The organism is Salinicola corii (genome assembly GCF_008298015.1).
In the GTDB taxonomy this organism is placed as follows: Bacteria; Pseudomonadota; Gammaproteobacteria; order Pseudomonadales; family Halomonadaceae; genus Salinicola; species Salinicola corii.
Window position 1 is genome coordinate 1 of record NZ_VTPX01000012.1, and the last position, 16,381, is coordinate 16,381.

Genomic DNA, 16,381 nt, shown 5'->3' on the forward strand with positions numbered 1-16,381 from the left:
CTTCGTCCTTGAATTCCGGGGAGTATCGGTTGCGGGTCTTCTTCATCGAAGCGACTTGCCTTGTCATGGGTAACCTCGTATCAGTGTACTGTCTTAACGAGGTGTCCACTGTCGGTGGGCAAGATCACTCGTCTTGGCAAGTCGTTAAGTTGTTTCTACTGTAATATTAAAATTCAAGCTCCATACGAACGTTTGGGTTTGGGTATCGAAAACTCAACGGCATTGCTGCCAAGACGTAACTTCGACGCTTCACCTTTCAGTCAGCAGGACCCGAATTCCGGGGCGGCCGCCAGATTGTCGAAAATTTTGCTGGACAGCGGTTCCCATACTGCAGGGTGATGTGAATAATTGCAGCCAATATTGTTCGACTAAAGTGGGAGATGTCCGTGGCTGATGCTCACCCGACCGGCGCTACCAAGCCCTCCCGACGGTATGCGTTGTTGATAGAGGTGGCGCTCGCCGTAGGAGGGTTTGCCATTGGCGTTGGTGAGTTCACCATCATGGGACTGATGCCGAACGTGGCCGAGGCGTTGAGCATCTCGGAGCCGCAGGTGGGTAACGTCATCAGCGCCTATGCCTTGGGTGTCGTCGTGGGCGCGCCATTAATTGCCGTCATGGGGGCCCACTTCTACCGACGCCATCTTCTGCTGATGTTGATGGCTTTCTTCGCTCTGGGCAATATCGCCAGCGCCTTGGCGCCCAACTATCACACATTAATGATCTTCCGATTCATCTCCGGACTACCGCATGGTGCCTACTTTGGCGTCGCCTCTCTGGTCGCGGCGTCGCTCGTTCCCCCGCACAAGCGCGCGCAGGCGGTGAGCCGGGTCATGTCCGGCCTGACCATCGCCATGCTGGCAGGCAACCCGCTCGCCACGTGGCTGAGTCAGATGATGAGTTGGCGCCTGGCCTTTGCACTGGTTGGGGGCATTGCCATCTTGACGGTCATACTGGTGTTCATCTATCTGCCGTTGAACCGACAGGAGAAGCGCAATAGCCCTGCGCAGGAACTGACGGCACTCAAGCGCTCGCAAGTCTGGCTGACGCTGGGTATCGGCGCCATCGGCTTCGCCGGCATGTTCTGCGTCTTCAGCTATCTGGCACCGGTCCTTGTCAACGTGACGCAGGTATCGCCGTACTGGATTCCCGTGGCCCAGGCGGCGTTTGGCGCCGGCGCCATCGTCGGCAATATCGTGGGCGGAAAATTATACGATCGCATGCAGCTCAAGGGGGTCGGCTGGTTGCTGGTCTGGTGCATCACTATCCTGCTGCTCTTTCCGCTGGCTGCGCAGTCGTTATGGTCGATACTACTGATCTGTGTGGCGATCGGTACCATGGTATCGCTTTCCCCGGCACTGCAGACACGCCTGATGGATGTGGCGGCGGATGCCCAGACGCTGGCCGCCGCTTCGAACCACGCTGCCTTCAACGTGGCCAATGCGCTGGGGCCATGGCTCGGCGGCATGGCCATCGGCGCAGGACTGGGGTGGACCGCGACTGGCTATGTGGGGGCGGCGGCGGCAGCAGGGGGGCTGGTCGTATTCTTCTTCGCCTATCGGCAGCAGCGCCGGTACGGTTGAGTCAGGCGAATCGAGTCGAATCTATAGGTCGTTGGATGGAGGCTTGGCCCACCTAGGCTAGGCCTCCACAACAGGTCCATCAAGAGCGGGTGCGAGAGTCAAATGGTCTCGACGGCAGTGGTCGCGGAGGCGGGGACGGCGACGTACGCGTCCTCGCTGGGGCAACGCTCGCACTTGATGCTGACCGCCATCCGTTCTTCAGCGTCAGAGGTGGCCAGCGTCAGTGGTTGCTCATGGCCACATGCGCGACAGCATGCCATCAATGAACTCTCGGATTGCTTCACCGTAAACATTTCCATTGGGTTCTCCTTCACCGTGATGTCTGGTCCGTACTCGCCTTTGCACCGATGTCGCATGGGGCAGAGGCGCACGACTATAGTCTGGTGCCAACTGTATAGCCGAGCGCCGGAAATGCAAGGTCGGCTCCTTCGCCGTGCCTGAGAAGGTGTTCACAAGAGGTCATCGCTCGCCGACTTTTCTTACATAGCCTAGCCGTGAAGGCCGACTGTCATTGCCGGCTCCAGCGTGCCCTGACATAGCCGACGATGCGGAAAGGCGGATGACGCACGCTCTCCACGGTCACGCCGTGAAGCTGCTCTCCGCTGACGCGCATTCTGCCGGAGGCCAGGTGCTCGAGATACTGAATCTGCAGGATCCCTTCCCGTTCGAGCAGATAGAGACCATCCTGCTGAAACTTGTCGCACGCTACGATTGCGGCCAAGTCGCCCTCGAACAGGAAATCGAACGATTCGTTTTCCGCTGGCGTCACCAGATGGCAGTCCTGGGTCAGCATCTGTAGCGTGGATATCGCGCCCGGTTCCGTTCCCTGTTGCTCCCAGGGAGCCGCCAAGCGCGCGTGGAGGCTCATCACGGCTCCACTCGACGTCTGAGAGCCGACAGCCATCGCGCTGAGAGAGTCATCATCGAGAAGCTGTTTGATCGAACAGTTCAACGCCGATGTGAGCGCCACGAGACGCTCATGGCCGATCTGCTTGATGGTGCCTGACTCCCAATAGGAAATCGTGACGTCAGAGACGCCCACTCGTCTCGCCAGTGCGGCCTTGCTCATGCCTGCCTGGAGGCGGAGTTGTTTGATTCGTGGTCCTAACCCGTCCATCCATGAATCTCGCCTGCGTATTGGTGCTGTGAGGATATCCACTCATTGCCGAAGTATGTTTCGGGTTATGAACTCGTCGCCGCGTTGCTCTCGGTTTTTCCGACCAAAGCGTTGGGCCAGCGACGAGAATCGTCAAGGTGCAAATTCAACGCATTGGCGTGTCCCGGTCTACCGGCGATGGTCCCTCGGAGAATCGCTCCCAACGTCCTGAATGGACAGCAAGCGCTGCAGCCACCCTTCGGGAAGGCGTACAATCACGTGGCTCGTTCATCAACGGAATGGAATTCATGACGGTACGCACGCGCATTGCGCCTTCGCCCACTGGCGACCCGCACGTCGGGACGGCCTACATCGCACTCTTCAATCTCTGCTTCGCTCGCTTGCATGGCGGGCAGTTCGTTTTGCGAATCGAGGATACCGATCGTCAGCGCTCCACTGCCGAGTCGGAGAACATGATTCTCGACTCCCTGCGCTGGCTGGGCCTGGAGTGGGACGAAGGGCCGGATATCGGTGGCCCTCATGGCCCTTATCGACAGAGTGAGCGCGGTGCCATCTATGCTCGGCATGCCGAACGGCTGCTCGAGAGCGGGCACGCTTTCAAGTGTTATCGCACCAGCGAAGAGCTGGACGCACTCCGTGAAGAGCGAAAGGCGGCAGGGCTGCATCTTGCGTTGAAACCTCAGGATCTGGCGCTGGATCCGGAAGAGCAGCGTCAACGGGAGGCGGAAGGTTATCCCTACGTCATCCGAATGCAGGTGCCTTCCGAAGGTGTCTGTATCGTCCAAGACATGCTTCGCGGGCAGATAGAAGTCGATTGGGCGCAAGTCGATGCGCAGATCCTGATGAAGTCGGACGGTATGCCGACCTATCACCTGGCCAACGTGGTCGACGACCATTTGATGGGGATCACTCATGTCCTCAGAGGCGAGGAGTGGATCAACTCCGCGCCCAAGCATCAATTGCTGTACGAGTATTTCGGCTGGTCGATGCCGGAACTCTGCCACATGCCGCTGCTGCGCAACCCGGACAAGTCGAAGTTATCCAAGCGCAAGAACCCGACGTCGATCAACTACTACCGCCGAATGGGGTTTCTACCGCAGGCTGTCACCAACTATCTCGGACGGATGGGGTGGTCGATGCCGGATGACCGCGAGAAATTCAGCCTCGACGAGATGATGGCTCACTTCGACCTGCAGCGGGTCTCGTTGGGTGGTCCGGTTTTCGATCTCGACAAGCTGAGCTGGCTCAACGGCGTCTATATTCGAGAAGATCTGGATGACGCGGCGCTGCTGCAAGCACTGCGCGAGTGGGCGTTCAACGAGGCGTACGTCGGGCAGATCCTGCCGCAGATTCGCCCGAGAATCACCACGCTCTCCGATGCGATGCCGCTGGCCGGCCATTTCTTTGCCGGCCTGCCCGAGGTCAGCGAAAAGAGCTTCGATGACGTCAATCTCGAACGCGAGACGCTAGTGGCGCTGCTGCAGTTTCTGGTATGGCGGTTGGAGGCCATCGCGCGGTGGGAGAAAGACGAACTGCTGGACCAGGTCAAGCTGCTCGCGGGGCACTTCGAACTGAAGATGAAAGCTTTCCTGGCTCCCGTGTTCATTGCGGTAACGGGCAGCAGCCATTCGACGTCGGTGCTCGATGCGATGACGATTCTGGGCTCGGATGTGACGCGGGCTCGCCTTCGACAGGCGATCGAGGTGCTCGGCGGTGTTTCCAAGAAACAGGCCAAGCGTCTGGAGAAGCAGTATCGAGAGCTGTAACTCGATATGAGTTTCGCCCAGGTGTCGGCTCGAATTTTTCTGTGTAAAGCGTTGACTTATCAGTGGGATGGCCGTATATTTCGCCCCGTTCTTGGAACGGGGCCTTAGCTCAGCTGGGAGAGCGCAACACTGGCAGTGTTGAGGTCAGCGGTTCGATCCCGCTAGGCTCCACCACAAGAACCGGCTTTCGAGTCATTTTCAGCGTCCCATTCGTCTAGTGGTCCAGGACACCGCCCTTTCACGGCGGTAACAGGGGTTCGAACCCCCTATGGGACGCCACTTCTCCCTCGCTTTTCTCCTTCCGATATCCAGCTTCGTCGATTTTTTCGGCTGTTGATAACTGTTCGGCATCCATCCTTTCTGACTTGACATCGTCTGGCTTTTCCACTGCGTGGGTTTGCCGCTTTTCTTGGTGCCGCTAACTTACTGAAAATAGGTGAATGAAATTTTTATCTAGTTAAATCAATTGGTTAGAAGTGGTTAAAGATTAATCAATCTGTTGTCGGCGCGCTTCTGGAGGCGGTTTGGTGACATTATCGAGGGGTTTTGAACAGGCTTATCCACAGGAAGTGTGGAAATCTCCGTGGTGCCGCAGGCCAGGCGTAGAAAAGCCGCCGGCGCGGTGCCGGCGGCTTCGTGGTTGGCTTCCTGCAAGCTGTTGGACTACTTGTTCGGGTAATCGCGCTTGTCGTAGCCGGTATAAAGCTGGCGAGGGCGGCTGATCCGATAGCCGTTGGTGATCATCTCGTTCCAGTGGGAAATCCAGCCGACGGTTCGTGCCATCGCGAAGATGACGGTGAACATGTTGGTCGGAATGCCGATGGCCTTGAGGATGATCCCGGAGTAGAAATCGACGTTGGGATATAGCTTGCGCTCGATGAAATACTCATCCTCCAGCGCTATCTGCTCCAGTCGCTTGGCGATCTGCAGTTGTGCGTCGTCGCCGACTCCCAGCTCTCCCAGAACCTCGTCGCAGGTCTCCTTCATCACCTTGGCGCGCGGATCGAAGTTGCGGTAAACCCTATGCCCGAACCCCATCAGCTTGAACGGGTCGTCCTTGTCCTTGGCCTTGTCGATGAAGCGCTGGATATTCTCTTCCGAATCGTCGCCGATCTCGTCCAGCATCGCCAGTACCGCTTCGTTGGCGCCACCGTGTGCAGGCCCCCAGAGCGCGGCGATGCCGGCGCTGATGCAGGCGAAGGGGTTGGCACCGGTGGAGCCGGCCAGGCGCACGGTGGAGGTCGAAGCGTTCTGCTCGTGATCGGCATGCAGCATGAAGATTCGATCCATCGCCTTGGCGATGACCGGGTTGACCTCGTAGTTCTCGCAGGGATTGCCGAACATCATGTGCAGGAAGTTTTCGGAGTAGTTGAGGTCGTTGCGCGGATACATGAACGGCTGGCCGATGTTGTACTTGTGACACATCGCCGCCAGCGTCGGCATTTTGGCGATCAGGCGAATGGCGCTGACGTGGCGTTGATCGGCCTGAGTGATGTCGAGATTGTCATGATAGAAGGCGGCCAGACCACCGACGACGCCGCAGAGGACGGCCATGGGGTGTGCGTCACGACGAAACCCCTTGTAGAAGTTGACGATCTGCTCGTGAACCATGGTGTGACGACCGATGGTGCCACTGAACTTCTCGTACTCCTCGGGGGAGGGAAGTTCGCCGAACATCAGCAGATAGCACAGCTCTACATAGTTGGAGTTCTCGGCTAGCTGCTCGATCGGGTAGCCGCGGTGGAGCAGCGTACCGGCGGCGCCATCGATGTAGGTAATGCCGGATTCGCACGAAGCGGTAGCGACGAAGCCAGGATCGTAGGTGAACAGGCCTTTTGCGGTCAGGCTGCGGACGTCGATGACATCGGGGCCGACGGTGCCGGGGTAGACCGGCAACTCGATGGTGTTGTCGACACCATCGACCGATAGTTTCGCTTTTCTGTCAGCCATGTTGGCCTCCTTTATCGTGACATAAGTCTTTGTCTTTACTGCCGTGCGGGCGAAAAATAGTTTGCCCACTATAGATTTCCGCGGGGGATTGTCAATTCACCTAGGTCGCCTTGACACCGTGGTTGCGGCGTTTGTCCCGGGTTTTAGAGAGGCGGCAGAGTGCCGGTGGCATGGAATGGTCCGTGGGCTTTCGGACCGAGTCGACATCATACCTATCGAGTGGGGTGGGCCGACAGCGACAAAAGAAATTTCATTCGACTGTCGACAACCCGCACGCTGGCGTCGGTGGGGCCGGTCGGGCATTTTCCCTGCCAATGGCATGTGTGGTGATTTGTCATACCGTTACCCAAACCCTATAATCTGCAACCGCACGATATGGCATCGTCAGCCGGTTTGGGCCGCATCGGAACTGCACTTGCGACCGTGATCCAGCTTCTAAAAACCACCGCCCTGAACGGGCACGACCCGTTTGGGTTAAGAGAGTGTTTAAGAGCCGTGAATAGTAAACGTCCAGTAAACCTCGACCTGTCAACCATCCACTTTCCACTTCCCGCACTCACCTCTATCGCACATCGCATCACAGGCGTCATCCTTTTCGTCGGGCTGATTTTCGGCTTCTGGGCGCTGGATGCTTCGTTGTCTTCTCCCGAGGGGTTCGAATCGGTGCGTGATGCGCTGGCGCACAACGTGCTGGTGAAGCTGATTGCCTGGGGCCTGCTGTCGGCGCTCGGCTTCCACTTCGTTGCGGGGATCAAGCACCTGCTGATGGATACCGGCTATGGTGTCGATCTCGAGGGTGGCAATCGCAAGGCGCAGATCACGGTCGTGATCAGTGCCGTACTGGTGGTTCTGGCAGGAGTCTGGGTATGGTAACCAATATCACGAATCTCGGCCGCAGTGGCTTGTCCGACTGGTTGATTCAGCGTGTTTCCGCCGTGGTGCTGGCACTTTATGCGCTGTTTGTCGTGGTGTATCTGCTGTTTCATCCGAACCTGGACTATGCCACCTGGAGTGGTCTGTTCGCTCAGACCTGGATGCGCATTTTCTCCTTGCTGGCCTTCATTTCCATGGCCGCTCACGCCTGGGTCGGTCTTTGGACGGTTTCCACCGACTATCTCAAGCACACCGGTGTTCGCTTCGGCTTTCAGGCCATCGTGATTCTTGCCATCTTCGTTTTTCTGGTGTGGGGCGTTCAAGTCCTCTGGGGAGCCTGATCCATGTCAACCATGCGTAACCTGACTTTTGACGCCATCATCATCGGTGGTGGCGGTTCCGGTCTGCGAGCGGCGCTCGAGCTGGCCAAATCCGGCAAGAAGACGGCGGTGCTGTCCAAGGTCTTTCCGACGCGTTCCCATACCGTTTCCGCGCAGGGCGGCATTACCTGCGCCATCGCTTCCGCCGATCCCAATGACGACTGGCGCTGGCACATGTACGACACCGTCAAGGGTGGCGACTACATCGCCGACCAGGACGCAGCGGAGTATCTCTGCTCCGAAGGGCCCAAGGCGGTGTTCGAGCTCGAGCACATGGGGTTGCCGTTCTCGCGTTTCGACAACGGCAGGATCTACCAGCGTCCGTTTGGCGGTCAGTCCAAGGACTTCGGCAAAGGAGGGCAGGCTGCGCGTACCTGCGCCGCCGCCGACCGTACCGGGCATGCGCTGCTGCATACGCTCTATCAGAACAACCTGAAGAACAACACGGTCTTCCTCGACGAGTGGTACGCCATCGATCTGGTGAAGAACGCCAACGGCGACGTCGTCGGCTGTATCGCGTTGTGCATCGAGACCGGCGAAGTCGTTCACGTCAAATCCAAGGCGACCGTGCTGGCGACCGGTGGGGCGGGCCGTATCTATGCCTCGACCACCAACGCCCTGATCAACACCGGCGACGGTATCGGCATGGCCCTGCGCGCCGGCTTCCCGATGCAGGACATGGAGATGTGGCAGTTCCACCCGACCGGCATCTATGGCGCGGGCACGCTGGTCACCGAGGGATGTCGTGGTGAAGGTGGCTATCTGATCAACAAGGACGGTGAACGGTTCATGGAGCGCTATGCGCCCAACGCCAAGGATCTGGCGGGCCGAGATGTCGTCGCACGCTCCATGGTTATGGAAGTGCTGGAAGGACGCGGCTGTGGTGAACATGGCGACCACGTCATGCTGAAGCTTGATCATCTGGGCGAAGAGGTGTTGATGAAGCGCCTGCCCGGTATCGTCGAACTCTCCAAGACGTTCGCCCATGTCGATCCGGTCAAGGAGCCGATCCCGGTCACGCCGACCTGCCACTACATGATGGGCGGGATCCCGACCAACGTGCACGGCCAGGCCATCACCCAGGATGGCGACGGCAACGATCGGATCGTCAACGGTCTGTTCGCCTGTGGCGAGGCGGCCTGCGTCTCGGTTCACGGCGCCAATCGCCTGGGGGGCAACTCGCTGCTCGATCTGGTGGTGTTCGGCCGAGCCGCTGGGATCTATATCGACCAGGCGCTCAGCGAGGGTATCGACTATCTCGACGCCTCCGCCTCGGACATCGAGCGTGCGACAAGCCGGCTGGCGCGCTGGAACGAGTCCAGTGGCGGCGAGTCCGTGCCCGAACTCAAGGCCGAGCTGCAGAACACCATGCAGAATGCCTTCGGTGTCTTCCGCCAGGAAGACAACATGCAGGAAGGCGTCAAGAAGCTGGCGGAGCTGCGCGAGCGTATCGGACAGGCCCATCTGGGTGATAAATCCGATGTCTTCAACACGGCGCGTGTCGAGGCGCTGGAGCTCGACAACCTGCTGGAGGTGGCCGAGGCTACCGCGATCGCGGCGCTTGATCGCAAGGAGAGTCGCGGTGCTCACTCCCGCTACGACTATCCGGATCGCGACGACGTCAACTGGCTCAAACATTCGCTCTTTCATCCGGGCGACAAGACCGTGACCAAGCGAGATGTCAATTTCACGCCGAAAACGGTCGATACTTTCGAGCCGAAAGTCCGTACCTACTAAGGGGTTGTCAACGATGTCCAATCTTCAGGTTTCCGTTTACCGCTACAACCCTGAGACCGATTCCGCGCCCTACATGCAGGAGTTTCAGGTCGATACTCAGGGGCGCGATCTGATGGTTCTCAATGTCCTGACCATGATCAAGGATCAGGACAGCTCGCTGGCTTTCCGTCGCAGTTGCCGCGAGGGCGTCTGCGGCTCCGACGGCATGAACATGAACGGCACCAACGGCTTGGCCTGTATCACGCCGCTGTCGGACGTGGCCAAGAACAACAAGCTGGTGCTGCGCCCGCTGCCGGGCTTGCCGGTCATGCGCGACCTGGTGGTCGACATGGGGCTGTTCTACAAGCAGTACGAGCGCATGCAGCCGTATTTGCAGAACGACACGACGGCGCCGGCAATCGAGCGCCTCCAGTCTCCAGAAGAGCGCGACAAGCTGGATGGTCTGTACGAGTGCATTCTGTGCGCCTGCTGTTCGACCTCCTGCCCGTCTTTCTGGTGGAATCCGGATAAGTTCGTCGGTCCCGCCGGTCTGCTGCAGGCCTATCGCTTCCTGGCGGATTCGCGTGACAACGCTACCCAGTCGCGTCTGGCCGAGCTGGAAGATCCGTTCAGCCTGTTCCGGTGCCGCGGCATCATGAACTGCGTCGCCGTGTGTCCGAAAGGGCTGAATCCGACCCGGGCCATTGGGAAAATTCGCGAAATGCTGTTGTCCAACGCGACCTGATCGTCAAAGGCAGCATCTACGACTTAAATCGTAGCGCTGGGCTTGTTATCATATTGCCACGCTACCGGCTGCGACGCGATGTCGCAGCCGGTCAGAGTTCAAGATGTCAGCCGGTGCCTCGTGCACCGGCTTTTAACGATCATGAAGACGCCTTGAATGGCATGGTCGTTGGCCGTCTCGCGACGGTTCCGGAGTGACGCCGAGGCGCAGCTGCGACCGGCGCCGACAACACCCCATCAGTGTAGGGTGAACGAGAGATGCAAGAAGGCATAATGGAGTTGATGTGGCGCACTTCCCACATGAGTGGCGGCAACGCCCACTATGTGGAAGCGCTCTACGAGCAGTACCTGAATGATCCCGCGACCGTTCCCGAAGAGTGGCGCCAAGCTTTCGAACAGTTGCCACGCCTGGAAGGCTCTCCCTCCCAAGACGTCCCCCTCAGTCCCATACGGGAGCAGTTCTATCAACTGGCGCGTGAGCGCCGCATTCCGGCGACCGCCGCTACCGGCAGTAGCGAGAATCGCAAGCAGGTCAAGGTTCTCCAACTGATCAACGCGTATCGGTTCCGCGGCCACCAGCGCGCGAACATCGACCCGCTCGGTTTGCGCAAGCCCGACACGGTTCCCGATCTCGATCTCTCCTTCCACGACTTGACCCAAGCCGACATGAACACCGAGTTTCAGACCGGTTCGTTCTTTCTGGGCAAGGAAGAAGCGTCACTCAAGGAGATCGTCGAGGCGCTGGAACAGACCTACTGCCGCTCGATCGGCTGTGAGTTCATGCACATCGTCAACACCGAAGAAAAACGCTGGCTGCAGCAGCGATTCGAATCGGTGCGTTCCAAGCCGAAATACAGTCAGAGCGAACGTGAACATCTGCTGGAGCGCTTGACCGCAGCCGAGGGACTGGAGAGTTATCTCGCTTCCAAGTACCCAGGCACCAAACGTTTCGGTCTGGAGGGGGGCGAATCCTTCATTCCGATGATGGACGAGGTGATTCAGCGCAGCGGCAATTACGGTGTCAAGGAAGTGGTGATCGGCATGGCCCACCGCGGACGTCTCAACCTGCTGGTCAACATCCTCGGCAAGAGCCCGTCGGAGCTGATCGATGAGTTCGATGGCAAGAAGCAGATCGAGCAGGGGTCCGGGGACGTCAAGTATCACCAGGGCTTCAGCTCCAATGTCATGACGCCCGGTGGCGAAGTTCACCTGGCACTGGCGTTCAATCCGTCGCATCTGGAGATCGTCTCTCCTGTCGTGGAAGGGTCCGTCCGGGCGCGCCAGGATCGCCGCCAGGACGACGATGGCAAGCAGGTCCTGCCGGTGGTGGTTCACGGTGACGCTGCTTTCGCTGGCCAGGGCGTGGTGATGGAAACCTTCCAGATGTCGCAGACCCGCGGTTACAAGACCGGCGGGACATTGCACATCGTGATCAACAATCAGGTCGGTTTCACCACGTCGCGTGCCGACGACGCGCGCTCGACGGAGTACTGTACCGACATCGCCAAGATGGTCCAGGCGCCGATCTTGCACGTCAACGGCGACGACCCCGAAGCGGTGCTTCATGCGACCCAGGTCGCCGTGGATTATCGCAACGAGTTCCAACGCGACGTCGTCATCGACCTGGTCTGCTACCGTCGCCGTGGCCACAATGAGGCCGACGAGCCGTCCGGCACCCAGCCGTTGATGTATTCCAAGATCAAGTCGCATAAGTCGACGCGGACGCTCTACGTCGAGGAACTGATCAAGGAAGGCGTGCTGGACGAGGATCAGGCCAAGCAGATGGGCGAGCAGTATCGCGACGATCTGCTGGCCGGGAACCATGTCGCCAACGCGCTGGTCAAGCAGCCCAACACCGGCTTGTTCGTGGACTGGACGCCGTATCTCGGTCATGAGTGGAGTGGCGACACCGATACCAGTTGCGATCTCGACCAACTGACCCAGTTGGCGCAGAAGATGAGCGAGATCCCCAACGGCGTCGACGTTCAGCGCCAGGTCGCGCGGGTCTACGAGGAGCGGCGCAAGATGCTGGCCGGCAACCAGCCGCTCAACTGGGGCTTTGCCGAGACGCTGGCCTACGCCACCCTGGTCGATGCCGGCCACCCGGTGCGCCTGACCGGGCAGGATACCGGCCGAGGGACGTTCTCGCATCGTCATGCCGTGGTGCATAACCAGGCCGACGCCTCGACCTATGTCCCGCTCCAACATATCAAGGACGACCAGCCCGCCTTCGCCATCTACGACTCCTTCCTGTCGGAAGAGGCCGTCCTGGCGTTCGAATACGGCTATGCCACCACCGCGCCCAACTCGCTGATCATCTGGGAAGCCCAGTTCGGTGACTTCTTCAACGGCGCTCAGGTCGTGGTCGATCAGTTCATCTCCTCGGGCGAGTCGAAATGGGCGCGTCTGTGCGGCCTGACGCTGCTGTTGCCGCATGGCTATGAAGGGCAGGGGCCGGAGCACTCCTCCGCGCGCCTCGAGCGTTTCCTGCAGCTCTGCGCCGAGCACAACATGCAGGTCTGCGTGCCGACCACGCCGGCGCAGATCTTCCACTTGTTGCGCCGTCAGGTGATTCGTCCGCTGCGCAAGCCGCTGGTGGTTATGTCTCCCAAGAGCCTGCTGCGCCACAAGGACGCGACGTCCACCATGGAGGAACTGGCGGGGGGGCGCTTCCAGATGGTCATCCCCGACGTCGGCGAGCGGGACCCTAAGCAGGTCAAGCGAGCCGTGCTCTGTTCGGGCAAGGTCTACTACGATCTCGCGACCTACCGGTCCGAAAACGAGCGTGACGACACCGCGATCATTCGTGTCGAGCAGCTCTATCCTTTCCCCAAGGACGAGCTGTGGGAAGCGCTCAAGACCTATCCGAATCTGGAACAGGTCGTCTGGTGTCAGGAAGAGCCGCTCAACCAGGGCGCCTGGTATCAGAGTCAGCACCATCTGCGCCTGGTGGCGGGCATGGTGCGCGAGGGATTGGATCACAGCCTCAAGTTCGCTGGTCGTCCGGCATCCGCCGCGCCAGCCGCGGGCTACATGTCTGTCCATGTGGCCCAGCAGAGCCAACTGGTCGACGACGCTTTCAACGCGTAAGGCGCCTTGCCGCTGAGACAGGCGCGAGAGAAAAGAGACTAAGGATACGACATGGCTACTGATATCAAAGCGCCGACTTTTCCCGAATCCGTTGCCGAGGGAACGGTCGCCACTTGGCACAAGAAAGTGGGCGATAGCGTCGAGCGCGATGAACTGATCGTCGAGATCGAGACCGACAAGGTTGTCCTTGAGGTGGTGGCGCCCGAGGCCGGCACCCTCTCCGAGATCAAGATCGAGGAGGGCGATACCTGCGAATCCGAGCAGGTGCTGGGCGTTCTCGGCGCCGCTTCCGAAGGCGGCAAGAGTGAAGAGAAGACGGCCAGCGAAGACAAGTCGGGTGGTGAGAAACCGGCTGCCAAGCCCGCCACGTCCGGCAAGAGCTTTGAGGTCAAGGCGCCGAGCTTCCCCGAATCCGTGCAGGAAGGCACCGTCGCCAGTTGGACCAGGAAAGTCGGTGAAGCGGTCAAGCGCGACGAAGTTCTGGCCGAGATCGAAACCGACAAGGTCGTGCTGGAAGTCGTCGCCCCGGCCGACGGCGCGCTCTCCGAGATCAAGGTCGAGGAAGGCGAGGTGGTCGAATCCGAGGCCCTGCTGGCCGTGTTCTCGGAAGGTGCCGGTGGCGATAGCGATGCTTCTGTCGCGTCCGCCGACGATCAGGATGAGGCTTCTGCCGCGGATGGCGGGGAAGAGGATGCCAAGGTCGACGGCAAGATTCTGGCCCCTGCCGCGCGCAAGCTGGCTGCCGAGAACGATCTCGACGTCAGCGAGCTCGAAGGGTCCGGCAAGGGTGGTCGCATATTGAAGGAAGACGTGCAGAAGGCGATCAAGGATGGCTCGGCGAAGAAATCCGCCAAGCCGGCAGCCGCCTCCGCACCGAAAGCGGCTGCGGCGCCGGCGGTCGAAGGCGATCGCCCGGAACAGCGCGTGCCGATGAGCCGCCTGCGCCAGACCATCGCCAAGCGCCTGGTCCAGGCCCAGCAGACCGCCGCCATGCTCACCACCTACAACGAGGTGGATATGAGCGCGGTGATGGCACTGCGCAGTGAATACAAGGACACCTTCCTCAAGGCGCACGACGTCAAGCTCGGCTTCATGGGCTTCTTCGTCAAGGCGGCGACCGAGGCGCTCAAGCGCTTCCCCGACGTCAATGCCTCCATCGATGGCACCGACATCGTCTACCACGGCTACCAGGACATCGGCGTTGCCGTCTCCACGCCGCGCGGTCTGGTGGTGCCGGTGCTGCGTGACACCGACGGCATGAAGCTGGCTGATGTCGAGAAGGCGATCGGCGACTTCGGCAAGCGCGGTCGCGAAGGCAAGCTCGGTATCGACGACATGCAGGGCGGCACCTTCACCATTACCAATGGCGGCATCTTCGGCTCGCTGATGTCGACGCCGATTCTGAATCCGCCGCAAACGGCCATCTTGGGCATGCACAAAATCCAGGAACGTCCGATGGCCGTGAACGGCAAGGTCGAGATTCGCCCGATGATGTATCTCGCCGTTTCCTACGACCACCGCATGATCGACGGCAAGGACGCGGTTCAGTTCCTGGTGGCGATCAAGTCGCTGCTGGAAGATCCGGCGCGCCTGTTGCTGGATATCTGATGACCGGAGCCCGGATCTCTCGCGTCCGGGCCAGCGGATATTCGCACCGTCGCACACGAATTCGAAGACTGAACGTCAAACGAAGCGAACAGGAATATTTTCATGGCCGATAAATTCGATGTGATCGTCATTGGTGCTGGCCCGGGAGGCTACGTCGCCGCGATTCACGCCGCTCAACTGGGCCTCAAGACGGCCTGTGTCGAGAAGTGGGTCAATAAGGAAGGCAAGACGGTTCACGGCGGTACCTGTTTGAACGTGGGCTGTATTCCCTCCAAGGCATTGTTGGAGACCTCGCACAAGTTCGTCGAGACTCGCGACCATTATGCCGAGATCGGCATCAACGTCGGCGATGTCGCGACCGATGTGAAGAAGATGATGGAGTTCAAGAACAGCGTCATCGCCAAGAACACCGGCGGTATCAGCATGCTGTTCAAGTCCAACGGCGTCACGGCGCTGGAAGGCGCCGGCAAGCTGCTCGATGGCAAGAAGGTCGAGGTGACCGGTCACGACGGCAAGGCCGAAACCTTCGAGGCCGACAACATCATCATCGCCTCCGGTTCGGTCCCGGTTAACATCCCGCCGGCGCCGATGACCGACGATATCATTGTCGATTCCGCCGGTGCGCTGGAGTTCGCCGAGGCGCCCAAGCGGCTGGGCGTGATCGGCGCCGGGGTCATCGGTCTTGAGCTCGGCAGCGTGTGGAGCCGTCTGGGCAGTGAAGTCACCGTCCTCGAGGCGCTGGACACCTTCCTGCCGATGGTTGACCAGGCGATCGCCAAGGATGCCCAGAAACTGCTCAAGAAGCAGGGCCTGGACATCAAGATGGGCGCGCGGGTGACCGGTTCCGAGATCAAGGGCAAGGGCAAGTCCCGCGAAGTCGTGGTCAAGTACACCGACAGCGACGGCGAGCAGGAACAGACCTTCGACAAGCTGATCGTCTGTGTCGGCCGCAAGCCCTATACCGAAAATCTGCTCGATGACGGTGCCGGCATCAAGCTCGACGAGCGCGGCTTCATCTTCGTCGACGACCAGTGCCGTACCAATGTTTCCGGTGTCTACGCCATCGGTGACGTGGTGCGTGGTCCGATGCTGGCCCACAAGGCGTCCGAAGAGGGCGTCATGGTCGCCGACATCATCGCCGGCCAGAAGCCGGAGATGAACTACGACGCCATTCCCAGCGTCATCTACACAGCGCCGGAAGTGGCCTGGGTCGGTATCAACGAGCAGCAGGCCAAGGAGCAGGGCATCGAGGTCAAGACCGGTGCCTTCCCGTTCTCGGCCAGTGGTCGTGCACTTGCCAACAACGCGCCGGAGGGCATGGTAAAGGTCATTGCCGATGCCGAGACCGACCGCGTCCTGGGCGTCCATATTCTCGGCCAGCACGCCGGCGAATTGATCGCCCAGGGCGTGATTGCCATGGAGTTCGGTTCCAGTGCCGAAGACCTGGCGCTGACCTGTTTCGCACACCCGACGCTGTCGGAAGCGGTGCACGAGGCGGCGCTGGCTGTCGATGGGCACGCCATTCACATGGCCAACCGCAAGAAACGCAAATAGGTC

General features: G+C 59.9%; 12 protein-coding genes, 2 tRNA genes and 1 pseudogene. 11 read left to right on the forward strand and 4 right to left on the reverse strand.

Annotation, left to right across the window (positions count from 1 at the left end):
• Positions 1–386: 386 nt before the first annotated feature.
• Positions 387–1,580, forward strand: a complete 1,194-nt coding sequence (locus F0A16_RS17375) for an MFS transporter (RefSeq protein WP_239023874.1) — start codon at positions 387–389, stop codon at positions 1,578–1,580.
• A gap of 98 nt (positions 1,581–1,678) precedes the next feature.
• Here the strand turns inward: F0A16_RS17375 and F0A16_RS17380 are convergent, their stop codons facing one another.
• The 3 genes and pseudogenes from F0A16_RS17380 to F0A16_RS22140 form a co-directional block, all read right to left on the reverse strand.
• Positions 1,679–1,879, reverse strand: coding sequence for a hypothetical protein (locus F0A16_RS17380; protein WP_149436640.1), 201 nt, complete (start codon positions 1,877–1,879; stop codon positions 1,679–1,681).
• Positions 1,880–2,088: 209 nt separating this feature from the next.
• Positions 2,089–2,448: a hypothetical protein gene (locus F0A16_RS22035; RefSeq protein WP_239023878.1), complete on the reverse strand. Its 360-nt coding sequence runs from the start codon at positions 2,446–2,448 to the stop codon at positions 2,089–2,091.
• A gap of 114 nt (positions 2,449–2,562) precedes the next feature.
• Positions 2,563–2,697: pseudogene (locus F0A16_RS22140) on the reverse strand (helix-turn-helix transcriptional regulator); the annotation flags it as partial.
• Between the two features lie 287 nt (positions 2,698–2,984).
• Between F0A16_RS22140 and gltX the strand changes: the two are divergent.
• The 3 genes from gltX to F0A16_RS17400 all read left to right on the forward strand — a co-directional run bounded on the left by gltX (position 2,985) and on the right by F0A16_RS17400 (position 4,742).
• Positions 2,985–4,463 (forward strand): glutamate--tRNA ligase, encoded by a 1,479-nt coding sequence (gene gltX, locus F0A16_RS17390; RefSeq protein ID WP_149436642.1) that lies wholly within the window; start codon positions 2,985–2,987, stop codon positions 4,461–4,463.
• Between the two features lie 98 nt (positions 4,464–4,561).
• A tRNA-Ala gene (locus F0A16_RS17395) sits at positions 4,562–4,637 on the forward strand.
• A gap of 29 nt (positions 4,638–4,666) precedes the next feature.
• Positions 4,667–4,742: transfer RNA gene (locus F0A16_RS17400), tRNA-Glu, on the forward strand.
• A gap of 384 nt (positions 4,743–5,126) precedes the next feature.
• Here F0A16_RS17400 and gltA read toward each other — a convergent pair.
• Positions 5,127–6,413: a citrate synthase gene (gene gltA / locus F0A16_RS17405; protein ID WP_149436643.1), complete on the reverse strand. Its 1,287-nt coding sequence runs from the start codon at positions 6,411–6,413 to the stop codon at positions 5,127–5,129.
• A 495-nt stretch (positions 6,414–6,908) separates the two neighbouring features.
• On the opposite strand from gltA, the gene sdhC reads away from it, so the two are divergent.
• The 7 genes from sdhC (at position 6,909) to lpdA (ending at position 16,378) form a co-directional block, all read left to right on the forward strand.
• Positions 6,909–7,286 carry a succinate dehydrogenase, cytochrome b556 subunit gene (gene sdhC / locus F0A16_RS17410; protein ID WP_223119820.1) on the forward strand — a complete coding sequence of 126 codons (378 nt, stop codon included), beginning with the start codon at positions 6,909–6,911 and terminating at the stop codon, positions 7,284–7,286.
• The gene (gene sdhD / locus F0A16_RS17415) at positions 7,280–7,627 is read left to right on the forward strand and encodes a succinate dehydrogenase, hydrophobic membrane anchor protein (protein WP_149436645.1); all 348 of its coding nucleotides are present in this window, start codon (positions 7,280–7,282) and stop codon (positions 7,625–7,627) included. The genes sdhC and sdhD overlap by 7 nt, the downstream gene beginning before the upstream one ends.
• Positions 7,628–7,630: 3 nt before the next feature.
• A complete protein-coding gene (gene sdhA, locus F0A16_RS17420; protein ID WP_149436646.1) occupies positions 7,631–9,403 on the forward strand; it encodes a succinate dehydrogenase flavoprotein subunit in 1,773 nt (590 codons plus the stop codon).
• Between the two features lie 13 nt (positions 9,404–9,416).
• Entirely contained in the window at positions 9,417–10,127 is a 711-nt protein-coding gene (locus tag F0A16_RS17425; RefSeq protein WP_149436647.1) for a succinate dehydrogenase iron-sulfur subunit, read from the forward strand.
• A 257-nt stretch (positions 10,128–10,384) separates the two neighbouring features.
• Entirely contained in the window at positions 10,385–13,216 is a 2,832-nt protein-coding gene (locus F0A16_RS17430; RefSeq protein WP_149436648.1) for a 2-oxoglutarate dehydrogenase E1 component, read from the forward strand.
• 51 nt (positions 13,217–13,267) lie between these two features.
• Positions 13,268–14,824: a 2-oxoglutarate dehydrogenase complex dihydrolipoyllysine-residue succinyltransferase gene (gene odhB, locus F0A16_RS17435; protein ID WP_149436649.1), complete on the forward strand. Its 1,557-nt coding sequence runs from the start codon at positions 13,268–13,270 to the stop codon at positions 14,822–14,824.
• A gap of 102 nt (positions 14,825–14,926) precedes the next feature.
• Complete coding sequence (gene lpdA / locus F0A16_RS17440; protein ID WP_149436650.1) at positions 14,927–16,378, forward strand: dihydrolipoyl dehydrogenase; 1,452 nt, start codon at positions 14,927–14,929, stop codon at positions 16,376–16,378.
• Positions 16,379–16,381: the final 3 nt, after the last annotated feature.

Excerpts from the sequence above, each read along its gene's own strand:
- F0A16_RS17380 (WP_149436640.1), bottom strand. The coding sequence starts at position 1,879 with ATGGAAATGTTTACGGTGAAGCAATCCGAGAGTTCATTGATGGCATGC.
- F0A16_RS22035 (WP_239023878.1), bottom strand. The coding sequence starts at position 2,448 with ATGAGCCTCCACGCGCGCTTGGCGGCTCCCTGGGAGCAACAGGGAACG.
- gltX (WP_149436642.1), top strand. The coding sequence starts at position 2,985 with ATGACGGTACGCACGCGCATTGCGCCTTCGCCCACTGGCGACCCGCAC.
- gltA (WP_149436643.1), bottom strand. The coding sequence starts at position 6,413 with ATGGCTGACAGAAAAGCGAAACTATCGGTCGATGGTGTCGACAACACC.
- sdhD (WP_149436645.1), top strand. The coding sequence starts at position 7,280 with ATGGTAACCAATATCACGAATCTCGGCCGCAGTGGCTTGTCCGACTGG.
- sdhA (WP_149436646.1), top strand. The coding sequence starts at position 7,631 with ATGTCAACCATGCGTAACCTGACTTTTGACGCCATCATCATCGGTGGT.
- F0A16_RS17425 (WP_149436647.1), top strand. The coding sequence starts at position 9,417 with ATGTCCAATCTTCAGGTTTCCGTTTACCGCTACAACCCTGAGACCGAT.
- F0A16_RS17430 (WP_149436648.1), top strand. The coding sequence starts at position 10,385 with ATGCAAGAAGGCATAATGGAGTTGATGTGGCGCACTTCCCACATGAGT.
- odhB (WP_149436649.1), top strand. The coding sequence starts at position 13,268 with ATGGCTACTGATATCAAAGCGCCGACTTTTCCCGAATCCGTTGCCGAG.
- lpdA (WP_149436650.1), top strand. The coding sequence starts at position 14,927 with ATGGCCGATAAATTCGATGTGATCGTCATTGGTGCTGGCCCGGGAGGC.